Origin of the sequence: Bowmanella denitrificans (assembly GCF_039522935.1) — a bacterium.
GTDB classification, from domain to species: domain Bacteria; phylum Pseudomonadota; class Gammaproteobacteria; order Enterobacterales; family Alteromonadaceae; genus Bowmanella; species Bowmanella denitrificans.
Genome location: NZ_BAAAEI010000006.1, coordinates 1 through 25,939 on the forward strand (window position 1 = coordinate 1; position 25,939 = coordinate 25,939).

Consider the following 25,939-nt stretch of genomic DNA (forward strand, 5'->3'; position numbering starts at 1 on the left):
TCGATGATAATTTCAGAGCAGAATTACTCTTTGGTTAATGGAATTAACAAAGTGCGCTCACGCCCTGTGGTGGTGGCACTTCAAAGATGCTGCAAAATGATGTAGAACAGTTAAAAAAAATCTTTAAAGTTGATGTGGCTAAAACCACACGATTAAAACTGGGTGCAATCAATACTACTTCAGCATTTTATTTGGATGTTGTGAGAATTTTGAATTCTACTGAATGATATAACAATCGTGTTAACTAGAATGTGGACTTCCCCTCCTAAACAATTATGCATCGAGTAATCATATGGCAGTATAGGATAACAGCCACTTCCAAGCCTTTGGGAGGGCTGGATTTCATTGAAGAACACTAAAGCATCCATAGTTTCAACTACATAATTAAAAAGGATAATGAATGAAACCTAAAGGAATCCAAACAAGCTTACTACTATCCACAGTTCTTATATCTGCCATTAGTTACGCCAAGGATATAAACCCAGTCGCAGCACCGCTCTACTTAGGCCAGACACCCCCAGGCCTGACCCCGGAACTCTTTGCCCCCGGTATAGTGGCCACTGAATCTCATGAAACAGAAGTGCTGTTTCTACCTGATATGAGTGAGCTGTCGTTCACCCGCTCTGGTGGCGACTTTAAAGAGGCCAAATGGATTGTAATGCAATACCAGGATAATCAATGGCGCGAGAAGCAGATTGCCCCTGAGGATGTTCGACAATATAAGCAGCGCTTTAGCCCCAGCGTAGCAGCGCTTAAAAGCCTTGAACCTTTTCAGGATATTCCGGTTATTGGCTATACCACTGCGGCTAACGCAACCCAGTATTTTTACGTTTTAGACTTTAAAGATGGCAGTGGGCATTTAAGCTATTCACGGCTGATTGATGGCAAGTATGAAATGCCGGTTAAGATGAGCGCGGCGGTGAACCAGGGAAAATATATAGCTCACCCCTTTATCGCCCCGGATGAATCCTATTTAATGTGGGATGCCGAGAAGGACGGCGAAAGCACCCCGGATATTTATATCAGCTTTCGCCAGCAAGACGGCGCTTGGGGCGAGGCCATCAATATGGGCGATACCATCAACTCCCCATTGTATGAACAGCGCCCTAAAGTCACGCCTGATGGCAAATATTTGTTTTTCTGGAAGGGCGATGTGAAGACCCGCGACGATGGTAGCCGCTATGCGCTGGGAAGCCCCTATTGGGTGGATGCAAAAATCATTGAAACGCTTAGGCCCAAAAACTAACGGGCTAGCCTAAGCCATTGCTAAGCACTAAATCCTTAGCGGTAATAAAGGACAAAGAGAAGTATATGCAAACAGTAAAAGGTACCTGCCACTGCCAGGCTGTGGAGTTTGAGGTGGACTTGATTGACGGGCATCAGAATATCCGTCGTTGTAACTGCTCTATTTGCAGTAAAAAAGGCGCCATTATGGCGGGGGTGACCTTGGATCGTCTGCGCGTTACCCGCGGCGAGGATAAGTTAAGCCTGTATCAATGGAATACCAAGATTGCCAAACACTATTTTTGCAGTGTGTGCGGCATTTACACCCATCATCAGCGCCGCAGCGTGCCCACCGAATATGGCTACAATCTGGCCTGTATTGAAGGGATAGACCTGGCATCTTTTGAAGTCGGCGTCAGTAATGGTTCGGCGCAATCACTGGTGGAAGCATAAAGGTTAAGAGGGAATGGCGTGGAGGACTTGTTATATGGAACCTCGTTGTTAAAACCTTATGGTGCTACAATGTTATAGCGTTAATTTAGAGGTGGTTTATGAGCACGTTATCCAAGCGTTCAACGATTTATTTTGAACCTTCTATTCATAAGGCGCTTAAACTTCGGGCAGCATCATCCGAAACCTCGATATCGGAACTGGTTGATGAGGCCGTCAGATTGCTGATGCATGAAGATCAGGCAGATCTGGCGGCGGTCAGACAAAGGGTGAATGAACCAGAAATATCGTACGAAGCATTATTAAGCAGCTTAGAAGCTGATGGAAAAATATAGAATCAGCTTTAAGAAGTCCGTTATTAAGGACTTTAAGACAATTCCAAAATCTGATGTCAAAAAAATACTAGCCAGGATTGATAGCCTTGCTGACGACCCTCGTCAGGACGGTGCTATCAAGTTAAGTGGTCACGATTTGTATCGGGTACGGCAGGGGCTGTACAGAATCATCTATGCAATTAAAGACAATGAACTGATTGTTCAGGTGATAAAAGTTGGACATCGGTCAGACGTTTATCGGGGTAGCACAGGGTAGAATTCAACAGCATAATCCCGTCTCCTGTTTGTTTACCCATTTGTAGTAGGAAGTAAGAGATCTAAATGGAAGTTAACGCCTTTTTAGTTAATGCCTTTACCGCTAATGACCGCGGCGGTAAACCGGCCGGGGTGGTATTAAACGCCGATAATTTATCTGACCAGGACAAACTGAACATCGCCCAAGCGGTGGGGTTTTCTGAAACTGCCTTATGAAGAAAAACACCTTTCGTATTTTATTGTTACTGTCATTGCTATTGCCCTTTTTGTCAGTTGCGGCAGCACTTGTGATTCCGAATGAAAACCTGGATAAAGTAAGTGACTATATTTCTGAACTAGAAGCCGAATATAACCGCCAGTTACTGTCGGATGTATGGATGGCTGTGACAGCTGGCGTTGTTCTTGCTGTTGTTGCCGCCTCATATGTGGGCTTGTTTATGTTTAAATCCTGGGCCCGCCATCTGTTCGTTGTCGCCTTTGTGTTAATGATTCCGACCTATTTTTCAGATGGTGTGTACGTTTCCACTGGCCTGGCAGATTTGCTCCACGATATATCCAATTTGTTAAGCGGTGGTCTTATTGCTCTGATGTATACAGGCCCGATAAAACAGTGTTTTGTGGAGCCTGACATAGAGCAAAACACTTGAACGTTACGTGAAGAGCAAAGTCAATCTCTAATACACACAGCCAATAGTGCAAAGCGTAACCAGCGCCTGTTTATGAAAGGGGCGCAAATTTTTTCGGACATATGGTTCAAACCAGGTTTACTCAAACCTGGCCTGAAAACCAATCAATACCGCTAAGCCAGGGTCTTTTCTAACCACCCGAATATCACCGCCCTGTGCCAATACCAGTTCTTTTACCAGAGCTAAGCCAATACCGGTGCCGTTGGTGGTGCGGGTCAGCTCATCGCCACCACGATAAAACAGGTCAAATATATGCTTTTGCTGCTCGTTGCTGACGCCCAGGCCATAGTCGCGGATCTCCAGCTCAAGCATCTGGCTGTGTTTAGGGTGGGGCCTGAAGATAAAATCAAGCTGTTGTCTTTGTGGATTGGCGATGCTGGCTTTATCAAAGAACTTAATCGCATTGTCGGTAAGGTTAAACAGAATTTGCACAAAGGCGTCGGGGTCGATAAACACACAAGTACCGGCGTTATCTGCAAGTTCAATCTTCCTATTTAGTCTGAACTGGCTTTCTTCCAGCATGGCCGCCACTTTGTTATCAATCATCTCTTCCAGTTGGGCCAGCCTGATATACGCCGGGCGCACATAGTGCTGCTGATGGCTGATTTGGCTTAACTGCAAAATGTTGTTGATTAGGCGGCTAAGGCGTTCACTTTCTGCAAAAATAAAACCGTAGTAATCCTGCCTGTGGGCTTTTTCCCGGACCATGCCGTCTTTAAGCATTTCTGAATACATACGAATGGAAGTGAGTGGGGTTTTAAGCTCATGGCTGACAGATGAGACAAAATTCAGTTGCTGGCCGGCAAGCGCCAGTTGCTTAATACCTAAACGATAAAAGCCGTAACAGGCCATAAAAATAGCCGCCACCAGGCCAAGCATTAAGATGCCGCTATACAGCATATTAGTGGTAAGGGGCAGATTGGCGGTACTCAGCGACACCGAATAATCCTGATAGGGATAATGCAATCTGCTGGTTAAGATGGGTTGCTGTATAAAGCGCGGGTCCGCAGCGCCTGGGTAGCTGACCTGTGACTGACCATTGGCTAATTTTTCATACAAAAGATACAGGGCGTTGTCAGGCTGCCGGGTGTCAGTTATCTCAATCAACACTGAGCGTCTAAATGATTTCAGCTCCAGAATGTCGCTAAATGCCTGTTGCAGATAGACTTGGCGTTGGACCAGGTAGCCTTGAATGCGTTTTTGCCCGGCCATATCCACGCGGCGGGAAAAAATAAAATAGTCCGGGCTGTGCAGGCTAAGAGTAAATAACTCGCTCTCGGTGTTTTGATGTGCCCGCGCCAGCGTGCTGAAGCTGTCTGAAGCACTAAGAATATCAAAGATATGACTGGCGATGTTTTTGCGGGTGATAAGTTCTGCGGATAATTCCTGTGGCCCGGCTGGCGCCGTCATTTCTGGCTCCTGAGGCAGCGTATAGGGCCAGATGGGGCTGTTAAAGCGGCCCTGCTGATCCAGTTGAAAGTAGCCCACCAGGCCTGGGCTGTCCTGCAGGCTTTGCAACTGCGCAAGGGGCGACAACAACTGCTGGGGCGAATTAGTCAGCGGGTTATAAACCTGCTGATAGTAGTTAAAGGCGTCTTTGCCCAGTGTGTTGGTTAAGGTGAGCTTTTTAAACAATTTGCGGTTAATGGATTGCATCAACTCCGTGGCGTCGCGCTGATAATCAGCCAAATGCTGGCGGTCTAGCTGCTGATAGGCCAAGGCCAGCAAAATACCCACGGGAATCAGCAGGGCCAACAGGCCGAGCATGGCCACTATACGTAAGCGGTGCAATCTTTGCTGGTAATTCAGCAGCGGCTTGGTGGAAAACAGCATAAGGTCCCTTACTGGCAATACAGCTGGTAGCCTTCACCACGATGGGTGGTTAAATACTGGGGGGATTTAGGATCGCGCTCAATCTTCTTACGTATCTTGGCAATATGAATATCCACGGTGCGGGTGTCTACCTCATCGGTGGTTTTATAGCCCCAGACTTCCCTTAGCAGTTCCTGGCGGGAGACCGGCTGATTTTGCCTGTGCAGGTAGCTCAGTATCTGTACCTCGCGGCGGGTGTATTTTACCTCTTGTTGATAGGAGATGCCGGTCAGGGTTTTGCTGCAAATCGTTACCTGATCACTTAGGATGATACTCAGATCGGTGCCAATCCAGCCAGCGCGACGCACCAGTGCATTGACCCGCAACACCAGTTCTGAAGTGGAAAAGGGTTTGCCCAGGTAATCATCTGCGCCCAGGGTTAAACCGTTGATAATATCCTGTTCGCTGTTTTTGGCGGTCAGCATCAAGATGGGTTGGGTACGGGAGCCTTGCCTAAGCGTGCTGCAGATATCAAAACCACTGACAGAAGGCAGCATCACGTCCAGAATAATACAGGCAAACTGGCCTTCAAGGGCACGATTCAGGCCTTGCTGGCCGTCACTTTCGCTCTCCACCTCATAGCCGTGAAACACAAACAAATCGGTTAAACCGCGCAAAATACCGGGTTCATCTTCCACTATCAGCAGTTTTGGCTTAATACTCACAGGCTTCCTTCAGGCCACTAAACCGGACATGGCACTATACCAACAACCTCAGCCAGGGAAATGCAAACTTTTGTAAAGTTTTACCCCCGGCATTTTTACCTTGCCTGTCTGTTTGCAGCCGCCAGCCACTTTTACAGTATCGCCATATTCACCCGCAGAACGTCTGCGCATTTATCAGGTTGTGTATGGATATTGTTCAGTCAAAAAAAGTCCGGCGTATGAGTCGCAAAACCACCTTAAGTCTGGTTGCCTTATCGGCATTGGTGGCCGCTGTGCTGCTGTTTAACACCGGCAGCGCCGCCTACCTTGCCGATCGGAACAGCCTGTTGATTGATACCGTGCAGCGCGGCGATTTGCATGTACGGGTGCGGGGTACCGGCGTGCTGGTCCCCAAAGATATTCGCTGGATCACCACCGATGTGCCCGCACGGGTGGAGCGGATATTGAAAAAAGCCGGCGCTAAGGTGCAGCAAGGTGACGTATTGATGGAACTGGCTAACCCGCAACTACAACAGCAATTGCTGGAAGCGCAGTGGGAGCTGCAGGCGCTTGAGGCTGAAACCCAGGCGCGCAGAGTGTCGCTGGAGTCGGATTTACTCGATCAGGAAATTGCTGTGGTGAATGAAAGCCTTAATCACCAGCGTGCACTGTTAACCCTGGAGGCGCAAAAAACGCTGTTGGGGCAGGGGATTGTGGCCATTTCTAAAATTGACTACGAAGAAGTCAGGATCAATGTGGCGCAATACAAGCAACAGTGGGAGTTGGAACAGAAACGGCTGCAAAAGCGTCAGGAAAACCTGGATGCGCATATGCTGGCCAACGAAGCAAGGCTGAGCAGAATGCGCAAGGTGGTACAACGTCTTCAGGAGCAGGTAGACGGCTTACAGGTTAAAGCCAGTATGGACAGCATTGTGCAGGATATGCCTCTTGAGCTGGGCCAGCAGGTCAGCGCAGGCAGTAATCTGGCGCTGCTGGCCAGAAGCGATTTGTTTATTGCCCAGCTCAGGATCCCGGAAAAACAAATCAAAGATGTGCTTATTGGCCAGCCCGTCACCCTGGATACTCGCACCAGCCATATTCAGGGCAAGGTACTGCGTATCGACCCGGCAGTGGTCAATAGCTCAGTGCAGATTGATGTTGAGCTGTTGGGCGAGCTGCCCAAAGAAGTTCGCCCGGAACTGACCGTAGACGGCGAAATAAACATTGCCACCATACCCGACACCTTATTTGTACGCCGCCCCATGTACGCCAGCAGTTTCAGCCAAGCCACTGTCTATCGGCTCGGCCCACAGGGCCAAAACGCTAACCAACAACCGGTGACCTTTGGCCATATGTCCAGCCAGTTTATTCAGGTGCAAACGGGCTTAAACGAAGGTGACAGCATTATTGTGTCTGATGCCTCTGGCTGGGCGCAGCATCAACAGATCGGCATTAAATAGGAAGTGACTATGCAACCAACAAATAACCATAAAAACGCCATTATCGAACTACAGGGGCTGAGCAAGGTGTTTGCTACCGATAGGGTACAAACCCATGCACTGAATAACATCAAACTGCGTATTTATCCGGGCGAATTTGTTGCCATCATTGGCCCGTCGGGCTGTGGTAAATCCACTCTGCTGTCGTTACTGGGCTTACTGGATGCGCCAAGCAGTGGCCAATACCGGCTGGCCGGTCACGACGCTTCCAGCATTGACGCAGACGAGCGGGCCAGGATCAGAAACAAAGAAATCGGCTTTGTGTTTCAGTCTTTTAACCTGATCAGCAATTTAACCGTAGCGGAAAATATTGAACTGCCACTGACCTACCGGGGGAATTTAAGCAAAGCCGAGCGGCACAGTATGACGCTCTCTGCCCTTGAACAGGTGGATATGGCCCACAGACAACAGCATTACCCTGCCCAGCTTTCTGGTGGTCAGCAGCAGCGTGTGGCGGTGGCCCGCGCCATTGCTGGCAACCCGGCCATTATTCTGGCCGATGAGCCGACCGGTAATCTGGACTCTAAAAATGCCGAAGCCGTTATGGCGCTGCTGGAGCAGTTAAACCGGGGCGGTACCACCATCTGCATGGTGACCCACGACAGCGCTTCGGCGGCCCGTACCCAACGTATCGTGGAAGTGTTTGACGGGCAGATTGTTGCCGATAGGCAGGTTACCCCGCTTTGCGGCATGTCCGCCCGGGCTTAAGGAACGCACATGTCTTACGCCATTGAAATCAAATATGCAGCCCGGCTGCTGCTTAGCAAGCCCTTATTCAGTGTGACCGCCATGTTGATTGTGGCGGTGGGCTTGGGGCTGACCATTTACACCTTGTTGCTACTTAATCAGCTGATTTTTAAGCCCATGACCCTCAGCGCTGGCACCCCGTTGGTGGCCATTGAGGGGGAATTTCATACCAGCCATGGGCGGGGGCAACGCGCCGATATTTATCACCTTAATCAGATAAGTGCCGACTCACAACTGTTGCAGGGCATGAGCCAGTACCGGCCGGGTGTTCAGACTATTGCAGGGGTAGGGGAACAGGGCAATGCCAAGATGCTCAGTGCTGCCCACAGCCAATGGAATCTGTTTGAAGTATTGGGCATTCAGCCTGTGCTGGGGCGTGGCTTTGGCCCGCAGGATCAGGACCAGGGCGCACCGCCGGTCAGCGTGATTAGCCATGCACTGTGGCAGGGGCATTTTGCTGCTGATCCACAGATCATAGGCAAAGCTGTGCGTATTGATGGTCAGTCCCGCACTATTATTGGGGTGATGCCGGCGGGCTTTGCGTTTCCTGCCACGGCCCAGATTTGGCAGCCCATTCCCCTTACAAGGTTATCGCCTAGCGAGCCTTCCACGGCGTATGCCGACAGTTTGTATGCGGTTGCACGGCTTAAACCCGATGTGTCTTTAGCGCAATTTCAGCAGGAATTAAAACACATACTGCAGCGCCATTTTCAGGCCTTACCTGCAGAGTTAGCCTGGCGGGCCGCATCACCCGGCGGGCATATCCGGGCCTTTCCCTTTAAGCTGAGTCACGACAGCATTGCGCAGCATTATGCGGTGTTTATGGCCATGCTGGTGGTGGTGCTGTTGATCCTGCTGCTAACCGGCATCAATGTGGGTAATTTGTTGCTGGTACGGGTAAATGAACGTATCAAGGAAGTGGCCATCCGTATTTCTCTGGGCGTGCCAAGAAAGCGCCTGATTGTGCAAATGCTGCTGGAAAGCACCTTGATATGCGCCTTGGGCGGGCTTGTGGCACTTGCCCTGGCGAGCGGCGGCGTGCATCTTACCAACCTGGTGTTTGAAGAGATTTTTGCGGTAACCCAGCAACGGCCGTTCTGGTGGTATGTACAGCTCGACCTTGAGGCGGTTTTGCTGCTGCTGGCTATGCTGGTGGTGATGGTTATTATCACCGGCTTGATCCCTGCCTTACGCGCCCTGTCCGGTGATGTAAATGCTCTGCTTCGGGATGGTACCCGCGGGGCGCTGAGTAAAAGAGCCCAGTGGACCAACAAAGCCCTGGTGGTGGCAGAAATCAGCCTGTCCTGTGTGGTATTAAGTGTTGCTACCATGTTGCTCAGTACCAGTTATGCATCGCAACAGGCAGATTATGGCGTCACCACCGACAAGCGCATCACCGCAGATATTGTGCTGCCGTCGGGCACCTATCCCTGGCAGGCAGGTGATTTAGAAAGCAAGCTAAAGCGCAATCACTTTTACTATCGGCTGAAAGACGAGTTGGAAGCTTTGCCGCATATTCACAGTGCGGCGTATTTCACCAGCCCACCGGGTACCGGCGGCGGGGTGTCTCACTTTGAGATCCGGGGCCGCGCCGCACAGGTATATAACGAAAATCCGCAGTGGAACTTTGAAACCGTTAGCAGGGATGCCTGGCATACAGTGGGCATCACCCTGATTGACGGGCGCAGCTTTACTCTTGATGATGCGGCCATCGAGCGGATTGAAGCGGGTGAACAGACGGCCCCGGCAGTGATTAATGCCGCCATCGCCAGGGATTTGTTTCCTGATGGTGATGCTATTGGTCAGCAGGTGCGTACGGTGACCGAGGATTGGCACAGTGAGTGGCGCACTATTATCGGGGTGGTGTCAGATACCGTACACGGCCCGACTATGCAGGCCACCAGTGCCCGGCATACCGGCTATGGGTTGATGGAGCTGCGACCCTGGCTGATGACCATAGTGATTCATTATTCCGGCCCGCAGGGGCAGGCTGAAGCAATGCTGCGACAAGCGATTAATCGCATCGATGCAGATGTAACGCCGCACAATGTGCAAAGCTACGACAATCTGGTTAAACAACCCATGAAACTGGTGGATGCGGTGAATCGGATCTTCCTGTTAGCCGGGCTGGTGGCCCTGGTGCTGGCCGGTTCCGGGATTTATGCGGTGTCGGCCAATACCATTATGCTGCAAAGCCAGGAGATTGCTACGCGCCGGGCGTTGGGAGCGCGCAACGGTCAAATTGTCGCGCTGTTTTTAAAACAGGCCGCAGGGCAATTACTGTTGGGTGTTAGTGCGGGGCTGCTGATATCGCTTTGGCTGGTCGGCCAGATTACTCAGTCCATTGTATTGCTGGGCAACAGTTACCTGATGGGTTTACTGGGGATCCCGGCATTTATTGCCATATTGGTACTGCTTGCCACCTATTTGCCAACCCGCAAACTATTGCACAAAGAACCGGCTGCGGCGCTGCATCAGGTGTGAGCTTTTTAGCGAGGATTGCTGACTTATAGGTATATTTCATACGGATGACAGTGGCCTTGCCATTGTTACCCGTAAGGGGCGGAAAATTGTGCTAACACTCAGCATCAGATTGCCTGTTAACACAGGCATCAAAGTAAGCTTATCAGAGCCGGTTGTTACATTGAGATCAATATTGTTGCAATTATTGGCCTTGTTATAACAAGTTTCAGGCGGCACAATTGTCTGCTGACCTGATAAGAAATGGCGGTAGCATCGAGGGCCTTCCTCAAAAATCTCTCCAGGTATATACAAAACAATACCAGCAACAATCGCCGGTCAGCCACTTTTCATCCCATGCCAACGCCAGATCAAACAAAGAGGTGTCACTATGACTCAAGACGACATTCGCAATTACTTAAGTGCTAACCAATCTGTGTACATTCAGGTGGCAAGTCCACAAGATGGCTCGCCTGAAGCAGCATGGGGTGACACCTTTGTCTTTTTAAAACGCAAGAATGGCGAACTAGGCAAAATGCCTTTTATCACCATAGTGACCAGTGACTATGAAGGCTTTGACTACGAATCAAATCTTAATCGTCCGGATATCTTTCGCCTTAATATGGATGTCGGCAGGGAGAAATTTGCTGAGCTCTTTAGCTTCACCCCCAAAGAGTTCAGCGCAAATCGCAGTAAATTTGATTTCTCTGCCAGCGATGTATTGTTTCCTCACCCAGTGTATGGTGAATATGGATGGGCATCGGTGATTAGCCCTCGGCCTGGCTCGGTTGCCATGGTGAAATCACTTTTAGACTATTCATTACACCGGGCTGGCGCTGATACGGCAGTATAACGTTGCGCTTGCATAGCTTTCATACCTGTGTCTGTCATGGCTCATGTTGTTGAACGTGGCCTGAGGTTTGAAAACGTCAGATCGAGATTAATTTGCCAGACAGGGTTCTGTTTTAAGACAAGGTAGAGATTTAATACAAAGGGCTGGTCATCGCTTTCTGGCGATGGCCTTCAGTATAGCTATGCAGCATCGCATCGACTAAGAACGAACCATTTTGGCCAAGAACTGCGTAGATGGCCTGCGTTTATAAGGATATGACCATGGATGTGACCGATATCAAAGCCTTTATTCCCAGTAAGGATTATAAGGTTTCCCAGTCTTTTTATACCGATATCGATTAACTGCGGGGACCGGTAATAATTTTGTTAAGTACGCCGTTGTGAAATTCCAGGATTTTTAAAAACCTACCTTCACCCGGGTCATACATATACCGCACAACATTAATGTAGGCGTCATCAATCTTTACATATCCAACGGTTTCTTCTTCATCGGGCCCCCCACACTTTTGTTTCACTTCCAGGGTAGTGTCACCCTCCATAACTAACTTTTGATTGCATCTAAAACTATCTGCTTTTGCTGGAGTACCGGATAGTAAGAAGCATACCAGCGCCAGTGCTTTCGAATTAGATTTACGTTCCATTGCATTTCCCTAATGAGTCCAGTTGCCATCCACCAGTAACAGCTTATGCCAATAGGCCACGAATATCATTGGCCTTATCTATGTTCTGATGACATTTCTGATAATCCTATTAACTTTCCATTGTGGAAAATAATAACTTGCCATATTGGAAAGTTAATGATTAAACTTACTTTCCATGATGGAAAGTAAGGATGGGAAATGAAACAACAGGATACGTCTGCGGCCAGCGCGAAAGGGGCGCTGGATACAATGCGCAGCAGTCAACAGGCTCTGCTGGAAAGCTTTGTGCCCTCAGTGTGGATAAGAGTGGTCATGAGTCTAAGCCTGGGGGCGATACTCTTTGGCTATGGTATGACGGAACATGAAAATAACTGGGCGCTGGCCATCTGGGTTGGCGCGTTAGGCTTTGGTTTGTCATCGGTCCTGTACACTTATACTTATCGGTTACAAGGGATCCGAATTCGGTTTTTTCCGCGCTTTTATCAGACTGAAAAAATCCATATTTACACCGGTATTGGTTTTGCCGCGCTGGGCTTTGGCAGCCGCTTTATGCGCACCGAACTGGGTATGGAGTTTGGGCCTTATCTATGCGCCACTGCTGCGGCTGTGTTGTTTTTCTGGCTACAAAGACGATTCCCAACAGGGGAAGTCGGGATTAAGGGCGTTTAAATGGCTGAGCTGGATCTTGTTATTCATGCACCCAACAGGCTACAGATTTGTGCCATGCTGGCGACCAGCGCAGAGCTGGATTTCAGGCTGATTCGCGAACAACTGGGAGTGACTGACTCGGTGCTGTCCAAGCACCTTAAAGCACTGGAAACAGCGCAATATATTCAGTTGAAAAAGCGCAATCACAATGGCCGCCCCCGTACCTGGATTGCCTTGACCCGCCAGGGCCAACAGGCATTTGAACACCATGTAGAGGCGTTAAAAGCCATTATCAATATGGGGGGGCAAGCTGATTGAGCTTTGTTGGCAGCAAAGGTGCTTTAGTGGCTATAGGCGGTTAAGCAAACGGCAGTCGCTAAGGCGCGGGTCTTTAATCCATTATCTTCAGCACCTTGTTCTGATATATATCATCGGCCAATTCCGGATAAGGGTTACGTACGCCCCAGCGTTTGGTCAGCGTCTGAAAAAAGGGCTTGGGCCGGTCTCTTATTAACAAGCGATTGATATCGGCTATGACTTTCTGCATCGCTTGCTGGCAGCGAATGGCCGCCAGGCCATATTGTCCGGCGGTTTCAGATAATGACAGCATACGGAAACTGTCGTGCGCTAAGCCCAGGGTTTTTGTGGCGAAGGCCATTTGCGGGAAGTAGTCAATCAGATAGTCAATGTTGCCGCGCTGCAACATGCTGTACAGGCCAATGAAATCCTCGGCTGAGCGTTCAATCAGGTTCACCGGTTGACCGTTTTTTCCTCTGAATGCGCTGTTTTTATGATGCGCTTGCAATAACTGATCGAGCTTTTGCCCCAGCGGCCGGCCGGCCTGAATACCGAGTTTCAGTTGTGGCTGTTGCAACAATTCCGCCAGGGACTCCTGTTCGGCAAAGGCATATTTGCTGTGTTTGGCAACCACCAGGCTGTGCATAAAAAATACTGTGTGCGGGGCACTTAGCAGCCACGGTGTATCTTCGCGCAGCTCTGGTGGTTGATAGAATGCTGCCGCATCGCAGATAGGGACACCATTGGCCGCTTCGCGCTCCATTCTTAAATAGTTGGGAAACACCACTCGCTGATGCTGATAGGTCGGCAGCGCGGATTCCAGGTAATCAATTAATTTGTCGGTGTAACCCTGGCCCTGAAGCTCGCCTTTAAGGATATATAAAGGCGGAAAGTCAAAGTTAGCCCAGATGATCTTTTGTGGCGGCTGTGCTTTGGCTGGGAAAAGTACCAAGCACAGTAGCCAGCCACTTAGGAACAACCAGATGCTATGTGTTGTTGCCTTCTGTACTCGCCTGACCATCGGCAAAAACCGCCCGCAGTTTATCATGCTGACATACTATTGCTGCGCCGCTTTGGCAGCAACGACCATTTCACGTACATCAGCCAGCAAGGCTTTGGCGTCATACACAATGCCGTCTTTAATGCTGTATTTTACCCCACCGACACGGGTGGGGCGGTTGTTATCATCCAGCTTAAAATGGCCGGTGCCATACAATACTTTAAAGTTGGCCAGTGGGTTTTCCTCTACAATCACCAAATCGGCCAGTTTACCAACGCTGACGGAGCCTATCTCGTCTTCCAACCCCAGTGCCTGTGCACCATTTAAGGTGGCGGCTTGAATCACTTCCAGGGCGTTAAAACCGGCTTCGCGCAACAGTTCCAACTCGCGGATATAACCAAAACCGTAGATTTTATAGATGTAGCCTGAGTCTGAGCCGGTAGTCACCCGGCCGCCCTGGTTTTTATAGTCGTTTAAAAACGCCATCCACAGCTGGTAGTTTTGTTTCCAGGCAATTTCATCGTCTGTGGTCCAGTCAAACCAATAACTGCCATGGGCATAGCGATTGGGCTGAAAAAATTCCCACAGGGTCGGCAGCGTGTAATCCTGATGCCAGATAGCCTGCTGTTCGCGCATCAGGTCGCGGCTGGCTTCGTAGATGGTCAGGGTGGGGTTGAGGGTAAAATCCAGTGCAAGTAATTCGTCGCGCACCTGACGCCATTTTTCGCTGCCGGGTTTGGCGGCCTGTTGCCATAAGCGACCGGCTTCGGCAAAACGATGCTGCTCATTATTGTAATTGTAGTTGGCCGAGTAGTTCTGAATTCGCTGTCCTTCAAACAGTGCTTCGGGTAAACCATACCAGTGTTCCATGGTGGTCAGACCCAGTCGGGCGGAGTCCAGTACATTCATGCTCATTACGTTGAGCTGGGCATGGTGCATGGCGCTGCCAAGCCCTTGTTTTTTGGCTTCTTGCAATGCGGCCTGCATGATTTTTGGCGCCGCACCAAAGAACTTAATGCCTTTGGCACCGTGTTTTGCCGCCCATTTTACCCAGTCCCGTGCCTGCTCGGCGGTATAAATGGGGGATTCACTGCCCAGACCAAAACCAAAATAAGGGATGATTCGGGGCGCAACCACCTGGTTCTTGTCGCTGCGCCTGACATGGTCCAGTACCCAGTCCACGCCGTTAAAGCTGCCGGGTTCGCGCACAGTGGTAATGCCATGAGCCAGCCATAGCTTAAATACGTACTCGGCTGGAATATTGTCCGCAGAGCCACCAATATGGCCGTGCAAATCAATAAAACCGGGCAACACGTAATGGCCTTCAAGGGCTAGTTGCTGGTCACCTGGCTGAGCTTTGGGACGCCCTTCGGCCAGAATCGGTACACCGGGATTGCCGACATTGTAGATGCCGGCGATGCGATTTTTTTCGATAACAATGTCAACCGGACCACGGGCTGGCGCGCCTTCGCCATTGACCAGAGTAACGCCGCGCAAAATCAAGCGGGAGTAGGGGCCTTGGCCTTCATCTGCGGCCCGCTCGGGGGCACTGGCACCGGGTTTGGCCCAGGTATGCAAACTCAACAAGGTGCCTAGCAGCAATGCCTGGAATTGGCGTATTTTCATTATTTTTCCTTTACTTATTTTCGTGGCGCGCAGTTGCCCGGGCAAAAAGGTCAGCAGCCTGCAGTAAAAGCCCTGTGAAAAGTTAAGCATATGTTATAAAAATACTTTGTGGCGTTGGAATTTAGGGAGAACAACATGGGAATCATAAAAAAAATTGCTCTTGGGTTGGTGTTGCTGATTGTACTGTTTTTTGCGGTGGGCTTTATGTTGCCCTCTGAGTTCAGGGTGGAGCGCTCTATTACCATTGACGCCCCCGCTGAAAAAATTTACCCCCAAGTGGCGGACTTACAAAAGTGGCAGGATTGGGGCGTGTGGTTTAAGCGCGATCCCGCCATGCAGGTTCATTACGATGGCCCTACAGCTGAGGTGGGAATGCGTTCAGAGTGGATAAGTGCCCAGGAAGGCAGCGGCGTGATGGAGATTATTGCCGCCGATCCGGACAAGCGACTGGTGTACAGCCTATATTTCCCCGAATTTGAAATGGGCAGCACCGGTGAAATTATTTTGACCGACGAAGAAGGCAAAACCCGTGTGCAATGGGTGGATTATGGTGATGTGGGCAGCAACCCCATCAATCATTATTTTGCGGTGATGATGGACTCCATGGTCGGGCCGGATTTTGAAATGGGCCTGGCCAACCTTAAGACCCTGGTTGAGAACAGCCGTTAGTGGTGTCCGTTGGTCTTATGAAAATAGAATTTGGTCCCGTGCCGGTTGATTCGTTGCACTATGACTGATGCACTAGCGGAAGTTACAGCGAGTTAACATCTATGTCGAATCAGTTAAGTCGAATGCTGGCCCATTGGCAGGCACAAAAAGACCAAATGCAATGGGTGCTGGCCACCATTATTGAAACCGCGGGCTCCAGCTATCGTAAAGCCGGTGCCATGATGCTGATCAACAGTCTGGGCCAGTATCGTGGTCTGCTCAGCGGCGGTTGCCTGGAAGCGGATATTCTGCGTCAGGCCAGGCGCTGCTGGGACAGCGGCTATAGCCGGATTATTCAATATGACCAGCGGGACGAAGACGACTGGGCCTGGCAACTGGGCATCGGCTGTGGCGGTATGGTGCGCATACTGCTTCAGCCCATTGATGCACAAAATCAGTACTTGCACCTGGATGCCCTGCTGGATGAACTGAACCAGCAGCGCGGCGGATATTATTCACAGTCTTTGGACGATGGGCGGCCCGATAATCAATTGCTGACCGCGCGTCCCCAATGGTTGGATGATAACGAGCGCTGCGGCCAGTTTGATCTACCCCAGGGGCGGATCTTTACCCAGCATATAAAACCCGCTCCGCATATTGGTATATTCGGTGGCGGCCTGGACGCCAAACCGCTGGTGGCGATGGCCAATGAACTGGGCTGGCGTATCAGTTTGGTGGACCCGCGTCCAGCCAATGCCAGAGCTGAGTGGTTTCCTGCGGCCAACTGTATACATGAACCCATTAGCCAGCTTGATCAACAGCCCTGGCTGGATAGTCTGGATGCCGTGGTGTTAATGGCTCATCATGTGGAGCTGGACGCCCAGGCGCTGTCTGTGTGTCGGAATTTGCCTCTGAAGTATCTGGGCATCCTCGGACCTGCACATCGCACCGAGCGGGTATTGAAAGTTGCCGGCTTAAGTCAGCGGGACATTGTTGCTCCGCTATTCAGCCCCATAGGACTGCGCCTTGGCGGTGAACTGCCAGAGTCCATTGCACTGGCCACGCTGGCAGAGATCCATGCGGTGCTGGAAGGCAAAGATGGTCTGTCCATCAGTGGTGAACTGGCTCAATGAAAGTGGCGGGCGTGATCTTAGCTGCTGGCAATGCCAGTCGCTATGGTGGCATTAAACAGCTTGCTGCCCTTGATGGGCGGCCGATGCTATTGCATTGCTTGTCTGCTTACCAAGACATTGCTCTGGCACAGACCGTGGTGGTGCTGGGGGCTTATGCAGACAAAATTGAACCTATCATGCCTGATTGGGTGGATATGGTGGTGAATCCCGATTGGCAACAGGGCATGGGCAGCAGTCTGGCCAGTGCCATAAAGTGGCTGCATTCGGATATCAGCCATGTGTTGGTGGGGCTGGCTGATCAGCCCGATATTAGCGCCTTGCAACTGGTGGCGTTATTAAAACAGGCCAAACTGTACAAAGAGTGTCGTATTGCCGCAGAGTATGCTCAAGGACCTGGTGTGCCAGCGATATTTCCAAGCATTGATTTTGCTGCGCTGGCAAAACTTAACGGTGACAAGGGGGCAAAAGCACTGCTATTGGCAGAACCGTCCCGACTCAAAACCCTGCCAATGGTGCAGGCTGCAACAGATATTGATACCCAAGATGAATTAAAACAATGGCAACAAGCCAGGGGAAAAAGACCATGATGAATTTCACCTTAAACGGCAATGCCGTGTCAGTGGATGCCGAGGACGATATGCCGCTGTTATGGGCACTGCGGGATATGCTGGGCATGACCGGCACGAAGTACGGTTGTGGGATGGCCTTATGTGGTGCCTGTACCGTGCATCTTGACGGCCAGGCAGTAAGAGCCTGTACCTTGCCCATGTCGTTAGTGCAGGGCAAAAAAGTGACCACCATTGAAGGCCTGGCGGTGGATGCATCACACCCGGTGCAGCAGGCCTGGAAAGAGCATAATGTGCCGCAGTGCGGTTATTGTCAGTCTGGGCAGATGATGAGCGCAGCGGCCCTTCTGGCTAAACACCCTAATCCTGATGACAACACCATTGATGAGCAGATGCAGGGCAATATCTGCCGCTGTGGTACTTATCCGCGGATTAAGGCCGCGATTAAGACGGCCGCTAAGCTGGGGAGCAAATCATGAGCCAGATAGCCAACGTCAGCCGCAGACAGTTTTTAAAATTAACCGGCATGGGTGCCACCGGCCTGGTGCTGGGTGGATTGCTGCCCGGATTCAGACCGGCCTGGGCCCAGACCGGGGATGCAGTTAGTGAACTGAATTTGTTTGTTAGCATCGGCAGTGATGATTTGGTGCATATTATTTGCCATCGCAGTGAAATGGGTCAGGGGATCCGCACCGGCTTGCCACAAGTGGTGGCCGATGAGCTGATGGCTGACTGGCAAAAAGTGCAGGTGGTGCAGGGGCTGGCCAATGCCGAATACGGCAGCCAGAATACCGACGGCTCGCGCTCGGTCAGACGTTTTTACCAGATTATGCGCGAAATGGGTGCGTCAGCCCGGGCGATGCTGGAACAGGCTGCCGCCAATCAGTGGCAGGTCCCACTGGAAGAAGTACAGGCCAGGGATCATCAGGTCTGGCACCAGAAGTCGGGCCGCAGTTTGCGTTTTGGCGAGCTGGCAGAAGCGGCCGCCGGGTTAACCCCACCGGCCAAAGACCAGCTTAAGCTTAAGTCCCCTGATGACTTTAACTACATAGGTAAAGACGTTCCGATTGTGGATATGCCCGCCATTCTGAGTGGCCAGACGGTATTTGGTCAGGACGTGCAACTGCCTGACATGTTATACGCCAGTATTGAGCGTACTCCGGTGGTGGGGGCCAATGTCAAATCAGTAGACAACAGCGCGGCATTGAAAGTTAAAGGCGTGGTCGACACCTTTGTGATGCCAGAGCAAAGTGAACCTGTGCTGTTTAAACCTTTACCCGGCGTTGCCGTACTGGCGACCAATAGCTGGGCAGCGATGCAGGGACGTAAGCAACTGCGTATTGAATGGACCGACAGTACCCACAGCGAACACGACTCGGACGCCTACCTGGACGTGCTGAAAGGCCGGGTAAAACAACAAGGTAAAGTGATACGCAGTATCGGTGATGCCTATGCCGGTATGATGAACGCGGTGGACACTTTTGAAGCGGGCTACAGCGTACCTTATCTGATTCATGCCCCGATGGAGCCGCCTGCAGCAACGGCAGTATTTAAAGACGGCACCTGTGAAATCTGGGCTTGTACCCAGACACCACAAAGCACCCAGCAAAATGTGGCGGGCGCGCTTGGCATTGAGCCTGACAAAGTCAAAGTCAATGTGACCTTGCTGGGCGGTGGCTTTGGCCGTAAATCCAAACCGGATTTCTCGGTAGAAGCGGCTATTCTGGCTAAGCAGACAGGTAAGCCGGTTAAGGTCAGTTGGAGCCGTGAGGATGAAATTCGTCACGGTTACTATCACGCCGCCGCCGCGATGCATTTTGCGGCGGGCATGGACGACACCGGCCGGGTGGTCAGTTGGTTGCAGCGTACCGCGTTTCCCAGTATCAGCTGGACCTTTAATGGCACCTCAGATGAGCCATCCGGCTCGGAGCTGGACTTGGGCTTTGGTGACTTGCCTTTTGCGCTGGATAATTTGTCCTGTGAGGTCCAAAAGGCGGAAGCGCATTTGCGTATCGGTTGGGTGCGTTCGGTCAGCAATATCCAGCATGGCTTCGCCATTGGTTCTTTTGTGGATGAACTGGCGCATAAACTAGAGCGCCGACCACGGGAACTGTGGCTGGAGCTGCTGGGCAGTGATCGCCTGGTCGACCCTGAGCCTGAAGGCTTTAAATACGGCAATTATGGCGAATCCAAAGCGGTTTTCCCCATTGATACGGCCCGCATTAAAGGGGTACTGAATCTGGTGGCGGATAAAGCCGGGGTCGACAAACCCACGGCTAAAAATGAAGCCTGGGGACTGAGTGTGCATCGCAGTTTTGTCAGCTATGTGGCGGTGGCCACCAAAGTCCGGGTGGATGGAAATAAAGTGCAGGTACTGGAAATGCACAGCGCCATTGATGCTGGCACCGTGGTGAACCCCGACAGGGTCAGATCGCAAATGGAAGGGGCCATGATCTTTGGCCTGTCGCTGGCGATGATGGGGGAAATCAGCGTAAAAGACGGTGCGGTGGTGCAGTCTAACTTCCATGACTACCCGCTGCTACGCATTAATCAGTCACCGCAAATTCACAGTTATATTGTCGAGTCCAGCCAACCGCCTGGTGGGGTGGGTGAGCCCGGTGTACCGCCGGTGGCGGCCAGCCTGTGCAACGCTATATTTCGCGCAGGCGGCAAACGCATTCGCGACTTGCCTATAAGCAAGCATATGCAGGTGTAGATGACAGGGCGGCTCAGGCCGCCTTTTTTATGCGCAGATAATGTGAAGCAAGATCAGGTAGGCTGAGTGTGCTCAACCAGTTCAGATTGAATAACGACTGGGCCACTTATGGTGCGATGCAGGGGGCATTTGTTGGCAATCTCCAGCAAACGCTGGCGCTGTGCGTCGGTTAAATTGCCGCTCAGCTCAATGCGTCGCTGAATTGTTTCCTGCTGGGTGTTATTTGCCCCGTGATTGTCAGACTCGCGATGCAGAGAAAGGGCAACCTTGATGTGGTCCAGTGGCAGCGTTTTACGCGTTGCGTACATACGCAGCGTGATGGCAGTGCAAGCGCCCAGCGCCGCCAGTAAATGCTGGTAAGGATCGGGCCCCAGATCGTCACCGCCCAGGTTTTTGGGTTCATCGGCCAGCCAATGGTGATGGGCGCTACTGATCCTGACGGTAAACCTGTGATTATGTTCCTCCACCCAAATCTGTCCGGCCGGTGCCCCAGGTTGTTTATCCACTTCCGGCAGGTAACGGCTTGCCCAACCAGCAATGGTCTCTGCCACATACTGAGCATCGCAGTGCGCTGTGAGCAGATGGTCAGCCTGGTCCAGACTGATAAAACTTTTAGGATGACGGGCATCCTGATAAATCTTTTCTGCCTCGCTTATGGCCACCGTGCTATCCAGCGGTGCATGCATAATCAGCAAGGCTTTATTCAGTTCACTTAGATAGGCGCCCTGATAGGCATTGATATCATCCAGAAACTGCTTCTTAATCAGGAACTCTCGTTCGCCCAAACTCACACTGGCCTGACCCTGCTGATGTATATCCAGCAGCGAGCTGCCAAAGTGCTGCACTACATGGGCGGCACTGTGCGGCGCGCCAATGGTGATGACGGCTTTAGCCTCTTTAACCTGCCCGGCCATGGCCAGTACGGCCGCAGCGCCAAGACTATGGCCAATCAGCAGGGCGGGGGCCTGATACCTTTGGCGCAAAAAACTGGCGGCCGCCAGTAAGTCATCCAGATTGGCGCAATAGTGATGGTTGGTTAAATCACCGTCATTGCTGCCAAGTCCGGTAAAGTCAAACCTGAGCACGGCAATGCCGTTAGCCGTTAAGGCCGACGCAATGCTGGATGCGGCCACGTTGTTGTTTGCGCAGGAAAAACAATGGGCGAACAAGGCAAAACAGCGAATAGGCTGCTCTGGCCATTCCATTAGCCCCCTGAGCTGATGTCCCAGTCCCGGAAAATTAATTTCTTCTCGCATAACAGACTCCCGTGTATTCATCCTTAACCATGCATGGTCAGTTGTGCCTGGCCGAAACTGGCAGCGATACCCCGATACGGTGAATAGACGTTACAAGTGAATGGCGCTTAGTGCAATAAACTCCCATTGGGTCAACCCGGCGGCATATACGAGTTTTTTGAGATGACCTTTAATTGTTGTTCAGGGCAATGTCACAGAGAACTTTTGTACTGCTTGTAAACTCCCTGATTTCCTCCTGTAGCCATTGGCTGAAGGCTTGGATCCTGGGATTGCTAATGTTGACGTTGCTGCACAGCAGGTAATAGCCGTAGTCAGTAATGCGCCAAGGCATAAGAATACTCAGCTGCTGCCGCTTAATTGCCTCAAATGCAAGGCTCAAACGTCCAATACACAGACCATTTCCGGCTAAACAAGCCGATAGCGCTAGTGCACTGTCTGATACCGATAGGGTATTGTGCTTTGCCTTATTGACTCTGGCTTCTCGTAACCATGGCGACCAACCCATCCAGGGTTCGTCCGGATTCAAATTATGCTCGGCAAGCAGCAGTTCAGTTTGTAGCAAGGTTTTGCGATCAACGGCGGCATACTCAAGTTTGCTGGTGGACACTAGTGGCGCGGCAGCATCTGACATTAAAAAAACACTGTGCAGTCCGGGGTATTGTCCCATCCCAAATCGCACGGCGACCTGTGCTTTGTCTGTACGCATATCGCAAATATGATTGTCTGCCTTGACCGTCAATCGCAGCTGCGGCATTGCCGCCCGCAGTTTTTGCAATCTTGGTGCCAACCAGAATTGACAAAATGCGTGCGGCGCTGACAATTCAAGGGGACCGGCGATATCAACGTTTTGCAATGAAAGTGTTGCCTGCCCAAGTAGCCTGAACACTTCTGCCACATCTTTATAGTAGCGGTTACCCATTTCACTCAATATGACTCCTCTGGGTCGACGTAAGAACAATTTTAGATTGAGTGTTTGTTCTAACTCACGCACCTGATGACTAATGGCGGCAGCGGTAACGTGCAATTCTGCAGCGGCTTTTACAAAACTACCGTGACGGGCAGCGGCCTCAAAGGCTCGTAAACTATTCATTGGAGGAAGACGTTGTGACATTTGGCTTAATATTTTTTGGTCATAGGCTAAGAATAACTCCGTTGTGACAAATTATTCTACTGCTCATACTGGACACTTCAAAGCAACAGGGGGATGTCTTATGTATAAAGCAGAGCAATTATTTCGTCTTAGCGCATTCAGCGAGAGTCCGCACGGGGGTAATCCGGCCGGCGTCTGGATAGGTGAACAATTACCTGATGCCGAAACCATGCAGCGCATTGCCGCTGAAGTGGGCTATTCGGAAACAGCCTTTATTGCGCCAGGCACAGGGGCAGAGCGACAGATTCGTTACTACAGCCCGTTGGCCGAGGTATCATTTTGTGGTCATGCTACGATTGCCTCTGGCGTGGTGCTGGCAAAAGCCAGCGGAGCAGGAACTTACAGACTGCATACCTCAGTTGGAGAGGTCACCTTGGAAACCGAAGAACGGGATGGTAAGGGCTTCGCCAAATTAACCTCGGTCGCCACAGAGCAGCGGCCGATTCCAGCGGCCAGGCTTGCACAATATCTGGATGTTATCGGTTGGCATTCTGATGAGCTGGATATGTCTCTTCCTGCAATCTTCGCTTTTGCTGGGGCCTGGCATCTGGTACTGGCCTGTCAAAGCCAGAGCAGACTGGACAATCTTGCTTATGATTTTAATCGCTTACAGACCCTGATGCTGGAAGATGGTTTGGCTACCCTGCAATTGATCTGGCGTGAACACAGTGGCTTATACCACAGTCGGAATCCTTTTCCGGTTGGTGGGGTGGTGGAAGATCCCGCCACAGGTGCAGCAGCAGCGGCGCTGGGGGGCTATTTGCGCGATCACGGACTGATTAAGGCTCCCATGCAATTTGAAATTCAGCAGGGGGTTAGGATGGGGCGTCCCAGCCAGCTTAATGTCAGTGTTCCGGTTACCGGAGGGGTGTCGGTTACCGGCACCGCGGTGGAATTGGCCGGGGATTAAACCGGCCATTGACCTGTTATAGCAGTGCTACAAGGTGTTTCAGCATGGCAGGATGAGCGGGCCATGCCGGGGCGGTAACCAGCTTGCCATCGGTGATGGCTTCATCCATCTGTAATTCTACATACTCGGCACCTGCCAGTCTGACTTCTGGTGCGCAGGCTGGATAAGCCGACACCTTTTTACCTTCAATCACATTGGCGGCGGTTAACAGCTGGGCACCATGACAGATTGCTGCCACTGGCTTGTTGCTGGCCATAAAGGCTTTGACAATGGCCAGTACCTTGCTATCCAGTCGTAAATACTCTGGCGCCCGGCCCCCCGGTAAATACAGAGCGTCATAATCTGAGGCAGCCACATCGTCGAAGTTGGCATTCAAGGTAAAGTTATGGCCGCGTTTCTCGGTGTAAGTTTGCTGACCTTCAAAATCGTGAATACAGGTGGCAATCGTTTCATTTTTGCGCTTACCCGGGCACACAGCATCCACTTCATGGCCCATAGCCAACAGTGCTTGAAACGGCACCATATTTTCGTAATCTTCGACAAAGTCACCGGTAATCATCAGTATCTTAGCCATCAGTTCCTCCTGGAGTGCGATTAATAAGCTAAGAGTACGCTGCTATCCACCAACTGAAAAGTCTCTTTGCCTAACCTGATAGAAAACCAGACATTCTATCGGTTCAGGATTGTTCCTCGGCAAAGGATTGATCCATGGTTTCAGCTGGGCATTCGCAGTTGGTGCGGCCCACTACTTTGGCAGGTACACCCACCACTGTGGTATGCTCTGGGACGGCGTGCAGTACCACAGAGCCAGCCCCTATCTTAGCGCCTTTGCCCACTTCGATATTGCCCAGTACCTTGGCGCCCGCGCCTATCATCACGCCTTCACGGATCTTGGGATGGCGGTCGCCACTTTCATTACCTGTGCCACCCAGGGTGACGCCCTGAAGAATTGACACATTGTCTTCAATCACGGCTGTTTCACCAATCACAATCCCGGTGGCGTGGTCAAACATGACTCCTTTGCCAATTTTACAGGCGGGATGGATATCGATACCAAACACTTCGGAGTTGCGACTTTGAATAAAGCGGGCCAGATCGCGACGATTCTGTTGCCACAAACAGTGGGCCAGACGGTGTACCTGAATGGCCTGAAAACCTTTGAGGTTAAGTAGCACGGTCAGGTATTTATCAACGGCGGGGTCGCGGTCAATCACCGCTTTAATGTCGCAACTGACATGGGTGAGCATATTGTCACAATTAACAAAAGCCTGATCGAACAGCTCCCGAAAGGTAAAGGCAGACACCACACCATCCGTCAGCTTGTTAGCAACAATAAAGCTCAACGCACTACCCAGACAGCTGTGATTTAAAATGCACGAGTAGACATGACTCGCCAGCAAGGGTTCAGTGCGGATCAGATCTTCCGCTTCCAGTCGAAGTTGTTGCCAGATTTGGTGACGCATGAAAAAGCCCGGATATTCAAGGGTGCCGGCTATTGTACGCATCAACGCCCTAAAGGTCTTGTAATTAAGGGGAATGGCTCATTGCAAAAGCGTATTAACCGATATGCCCCATCGTCTGGAAATTGAGTTGTCAGGTTATCTTTATTTTATACCGTCGGATATTGTCCCAGACTTCCTGCATATAAATAACCAGACCACTGACTTTATCCAGGTAAAAATCCACCTGGTATTTGTCACCGTCGGAGTAATGCAAAACCCAACAAGGCAAGGCAATACCGTAAGGTGTATGGTAAGACTTCTCGCTGACCTGATACGTATAATTTGCTGGTGCCGTTTTAGAGCCTGGATGATAAAAAGGTAAGGTTATCTGAGACTTGCCAGCAAGGTCGAGCAGGGCAAAGGTTTCCATATCCAGTTCCCAATTTAACAACCCTGGCTGGTGGGATTGCAAAAAATCGCTGTTTAAGTTGTCTTGCAGGTCCTTATCACCGTGGATTTGCTGTGGTTCAAATACATAGGCTTCGGTGCCCTTGGCATTATGGGTACGGTGATATAAGGGTAAGAAATTGTCAATTCGGTTGTAAGACACCAGGTCGCGGTTGCCTTTTGCATCGGCACTTTGCCAGTGCTGTTCTATTTTAATGGCCGGCTGACCTTGATACTCATCGATACTAACGATGCGTTGCCAGATGGCAGTATTTTTCAGCGTGCCGGTGTTGGCGTCGGTGATATAGACCAGATAACGGTGGTCACCCAAGGGGTAATCCTGACTGGTAAGATGGGTAAGTGACTCGGCGGCTGAAATGGAACTTGCGCTTAACAAAAAACACAATGCATACAAGGTGTTGTTCAAAACCATAG

At 50.9% G+C, this 25,939-nt stretch carries 28 protein-coding genes; 18 read left to right on the top strand and 10 right to left on the bottom strand.

Features of this window, described 5'->3' with window-relative positions:
* The first annotated feature begins 400 nt into the window (after positions 1-400).
* The 6 genes from ABD028_RS02965 to ABD028_RS02990 all read left to right on the top strand — a co-directional run bounded on the left by ABD028_RS02965 (position 401) and on the right by ABD028_RS02990 (position 2,911).
* Positions 401-1,246, top strand: coding sequence for a hypothetical protein (locus tag ABD028_RS02965; protein WP_343841578.1), 846 nt, complete (start codon positions 401-403; stop codon positions 1,244-1,246).
* A 65-nt stretch (positions 1,247-1,311) separates the two neighbouring features.
* The gene (locus tag ABD028_RS02970; protein ID WP_343841581.1) at positions 1,312-1,677 is read left to right on the top strand and encodes a GFA family protein; all 366 of its coding nucleotides are present in this window, start codon (positions 1,312-1,314) and stop codon (positions 1,675-1,677) included.
* A gap of 98 nt (positions 1,678-1,775) precedes the next feature.
* A complete protein-coding gene (locus tag ABD028_RS02975; protein WP_343841584.1) occupies positions 1,776-2,009 on the top strand; it encodes a ribbon-helix-helix domain-containing protein in 234 nt (77 codons plus the stop codon).
* Positions 1,996-2,265, top strand: a complete 270-nt coding sequence (locus ABD028_RS02980) for a type II toxin-antitoxin system RelE family toxin (RefSeq protein WP_343841587.1) — start codon at positions 1,996-1,998, stop codon at positions 2,263-2,265. Before ABD028_RS02975 ends, ABD028_RS02980 begins: the two co-directional genes overlap by 14 nt.
* Positions 2,266-2,330: 65 nt before the next feature.
* A complete protein-coding gene (locus ABD028_RS02985) occupies positions 2,331-2,480 on the top strand; it encodes a PhzF family phenazine biosynthesis protein (protein WP_343841589.1) in 150 nt (49 codons plus the stop codon).
* Positions 2,477-2,911 (top strand): hypothetical protein, encoded by a 435-nt coding sequence (locus tag ABD028_RS02990; RefSeq protein WP_343841591.1) that lies wholly within the window; start codon positions 2,477-2,479, stop codon positions 2,909-2,911. The genes ABD028_RS02985 and ABD028_RS02990 overlap by 4 nt, the downstream gene beginning before the upstream one ends.
* Positions 2,912-3,028: 117 nt before the next feature.
* Here the strand turns inward: ABD028_RS02990 and ABD028_RS02995 are convergent, their stop codons facing one another.
* Both ABD028_RS02995 and ABD028_RS03000 read right to left on the bottom strand, forming a co-directional pair.
* Entirely contained in the window at positions 3,029-4,783 is a 1,755-nt protein-coding gene (locus ABD028_RS02995) for a sensor histidine kinase (protein ID WP_343841594.1), read from the bottom strand.
* A gap of 8 nt (positions 4,784-4,791) precedes the next feature.
* A complete protein-coding gene (locus ABD028_RS03000; protein WP_343841596.1) occupies positions 4,792-5,487 on the bottom strand; it encodes a response regulator transcription factor in 696 nt (231 codons plus the stop codon).
* Positions 5,488-5,705: 218 nt separating this feature from the next.
* Here ABD028_RS03000 and ABD028_RS03005 point away from each other — a divergent pair, with 218 nt between their 5' ends.
* The 4 genes from ABD028_RS03005 (at position 5,706) to ABD028_RS03020 (ending at position 11,025) form a co-directional block, all read left to right on the top strand.
* Entirely contained in the window at positions 5,706-6,926 is a 1,221-nt protein-coding gene (locus tag ABD028_RS03005; RefSeq protein ID WP_343841598.1) for an efflux RND transporter periplasmic adaptor subunit, read from the top strand.
* 9 nt (positions 6,927-6,935) lie between these two features.
* Positions 6,936-7,673 carry an ABC transporter ATP-binding protein gene (locus ABD028_RS03010; protein ID WP_343841601.1) on the top strand — a complete coding sequence of 246 codons (738 nt, stop codon included), beginning with the start codon at positions 6,936-6,938 and terminating at the stop codon, positions 7,671-7,673.
* A gap of 9 nt (positions 7,674-7,682) precedes the next feature.
* Positions 7,683-10,196 carry an ABC transporter permease gene (locus ABD028_RS03015; RefSeq protein WP_343841604.1) on the top strand — a complete coding sequence of 838 codons (2,514 nt, stop codon included), beginning with the start codon at positions 7,683-7,685 and terminating at the stop codon, positions 10,194-10,196.
* Positions 10,197-10,563: 367 nt separating this feature from the next.
* On the top strand, positions 10,564-11,025 hold the full coding sequence (locus ABD028_RS03020) for a DUF6194 family protein (protein WP_343841607.1): 462 nt from the start codon (positions 10,564-10,566) through the stop codon (positions 11,023-11,025).
* Between the two features lie 337 nt (positions 11,026-11,362).
* Here the strand turns inward: ABD028_RS03020 and ABD028_RS03025 are convergent, their stop codons facing one another.
* Positions 11,363-11,665, bottom strand: coding sequence for a DUF2845 domain-containing protein (locus ABD028_RS03025; RefSeq protein WP_102795272.1), 303 nt, complete (start codon positions 11,663-11,665; stop codon positions 11,363-11,365).
* A 198-nt stretch (positions 11,666-11,863) separates the two neighbouring features.
* Between ABD028_RS03025 and ABD028_RS03030 the strand changes: the two genes are divergently transcribed.
* Entirely contained in the window at positions 11,864-12,334 is a 471-nt protein-coding gene (locus ABD028_RS03030) for a hypothetical protein (RefSeq protein WP_343841611.1), read from the top strand.
* Positions 12,335-12,631, top strand: a complete 297-nt coding sequence (locus ABD028_RS03035; protein ID WP_343841613.1) for a winged helix-turn-helix domain-containing protein — start codon at positions 12,335-12,337, stop codon at positions 12,629-12,631.
* A gap of 73 nt (positions 12,632-12,704) precedes the next feature.
* On the opposite strand, the gene ABD028_RS03040 is transcribed toward ABD028_RS03035, so the two are convergent.
* The gene (locus ABD028_RS03040; RefSeq protein WP_343841615.1) at positions 12,705-13,562 is read right to left on the bottom strand and encodes a hypothetical protein; all 858 of its coding nucleotides are present in this window, start codon (positions 13,560-13,562) and stop codon (positions 12,705-12,707) included.
* A gap of 105 nt (positions 13,563-13,667) precedes the next feature.
* A complete protein-coding gene (locus ABD028_RS03045; RefSeq protein WP_343841617.1) occupies positions 13,668-15,236 on the bottom strand; it encodes an amidohydrolase family protein in 1,569 nt (522 codons plus the stop codon).
* 135 nt (positions 15,237-15,371) lie between these two features.
* Between ABD028_RS03045 and ABD028_RS03050 the strand changes: the two genes are divergently transcribed.
* From ABD028_RS03050 to ABD028_RS03070, 5 genes are all read left to right on the top strand, one after another.
* Positions 15,372-15,905: an SRPBCC family protein gene (locus ABD028_RS03050; RefSeq protein WP_343841619.1), complete on the top strand. Its 534-nt coding sequence runs from the start codon at positions 15,372-15,374 to the stop codon at positions 15,903-15,905.
* A 101-nt stretch (positions 15,906-16,006) separates the two neighbouring features.
* On the top strand, positions 16,007-17,017 hold the full coding sequence (locus tag ABD028_RS03055; RefSeq protein ID WP_343841622.1) for an XdhC family protein: 1,011 nt from the start codon (positions 16,007-16,009) through the stop codon (positions 17,015-17,017).
* Complete coding sequence (locus ABD028_RS03060) at positions 17,014-17,604, top strand: nucleotidyltransferase family protein (RefSeq protein ID WP_343841625.1); 591 nt, start codon at positions 17,014-17,016, stop codon at positions 17,602-17,604. The genes ABD028_RS03055 and ABD028_RS03060 overlap by 4 nt, the downstream gene beginning before the upstream one ends.
* Positions 17,601-18,062 carry a (2Fe-2S)-binding protein gene (locus ABD028_RS03065; protein WP_343841628.1) on the top strand — a complete coding sequence of 154 codons (462 nt, stop codon included), beginning with the start codon at positions 17,601-17,603 and terminating at the stop codon, positions 18,060-18,062. Before ABD028_RS03060 ends, ABD028_RS03065 begins: the two co-directional genes overlap by 4 nt.
* A complete protein-coding gene (locus ABD028_RS03070) occupies positions 18,059-20,299 on the top strand; it encodes a xanthine dehydrogenase family protein molybdopterin-binding subunit (RefSeq protein ID WP_343841631.1) in 2,241 nt (746 codons plus the stop codon). Before ABD028_RS03065 ends, ABD028_RS03070 begins: the two co-directional genes overlap by 4 nt.
* A 53-nt stretch (positions 20,300-20,352) precedes the next feature.
* Here the strand turns inward: ABD028_RS03070 and ABD028_RS03075 are convergent, their stop codons facing one another.
* Together ABD028_RS03075 and ABD028_RS03080 are read right to left on the bottom strand one after the other, a co-directional pair.
* Positions 20,353-21,555 carry a bifunctional alpha/beta hydrolase/OsmC family protein gene (locus ABD028_RS03075; protein WP_343841633.1) on the bottom strand — a complete coding sequence of 401 codons (1,203 nt, stop codon included), beginning with the start codon at positions 21,553-21,555 and terminating at the stop codon, positions 20,353-20,355.
* Positions 21,556-21,724: 169 nt separating this feature from the next.
* Positions 21,725-22,645, bottom strand: coding sequence for a LysR substrate-binding domain-containing protein (locus ABD028_RS03080; RefSeq protein ID WP_343841635.1), 921 nt, complete (start codon positions 22,643-22,645; stop codon positions 21,725-21,727).
* Between the two features lie 121 nt (positions 22,646-22,766).
* Here ABD028_RS03080 and ABD028_RS03085 point away from each other — a divergent pair, with 121 nt between their 5' ends.
* A complete protein-coding gene (locus tag ABD028_RS03085; protein ID WP_343841637.1) occupies positions 22,767-23,615 on the top strand; it encodes a PhzF family phenazine biosynthesis protein in 849 nt (282 codons plus the stop codon).
* Positions 23,616-23,631: 16 nt separating this feature from the next.
* Here ABD028_RS03085 and ABD028_RS03090 read toward each other — a convergent pair whose 3' ends face one another.
* The 3 genes from ABD028_RS03090 to ABD028_RS03100 all read right to left on the bottom strand — a co-directional run bounded on the left by ABD028_RS03090 (position 23,632) and on the right by ABD028_RS03100 (position 25,937).
* A complete protein-coding gene (locus tag ABD028_RS03090) occupies positions 23,632-24,189 on the bottom strand; it encodes a DJ-1/PfpI family protein (RefSeq protein WP_343841640.1) in 558 nt (185 codons plus the stop codon).
* Positions 24,190-24,292: 103 nt separating this feature from the next.
* On the bottom strand, positions 24,293-25,078 hold the full coding sequence (cysE, locus tag ABD028_RS03095) for a serine O-acetyltransferase (protein WP_102795501.1): 786 nt from the start codon (positions 25,076-25,078) through the stop codon (positions 24,293-24,295).
* Between the two features lie 130 nt (positions 25,079-25,208).
* Positions 25,209-25,937, bottom strand: coding sequence for a DUF3108 domain-containing protein (locus ABD028_RS03100; protein WP_343841643.1), 729 nt, complete (start codon positions 25,935-25,937; stop codon positions 25,209-25,211).
* Between the last annotated feature and the right edge of the window lie 2 nt (positions 25,938-25,939).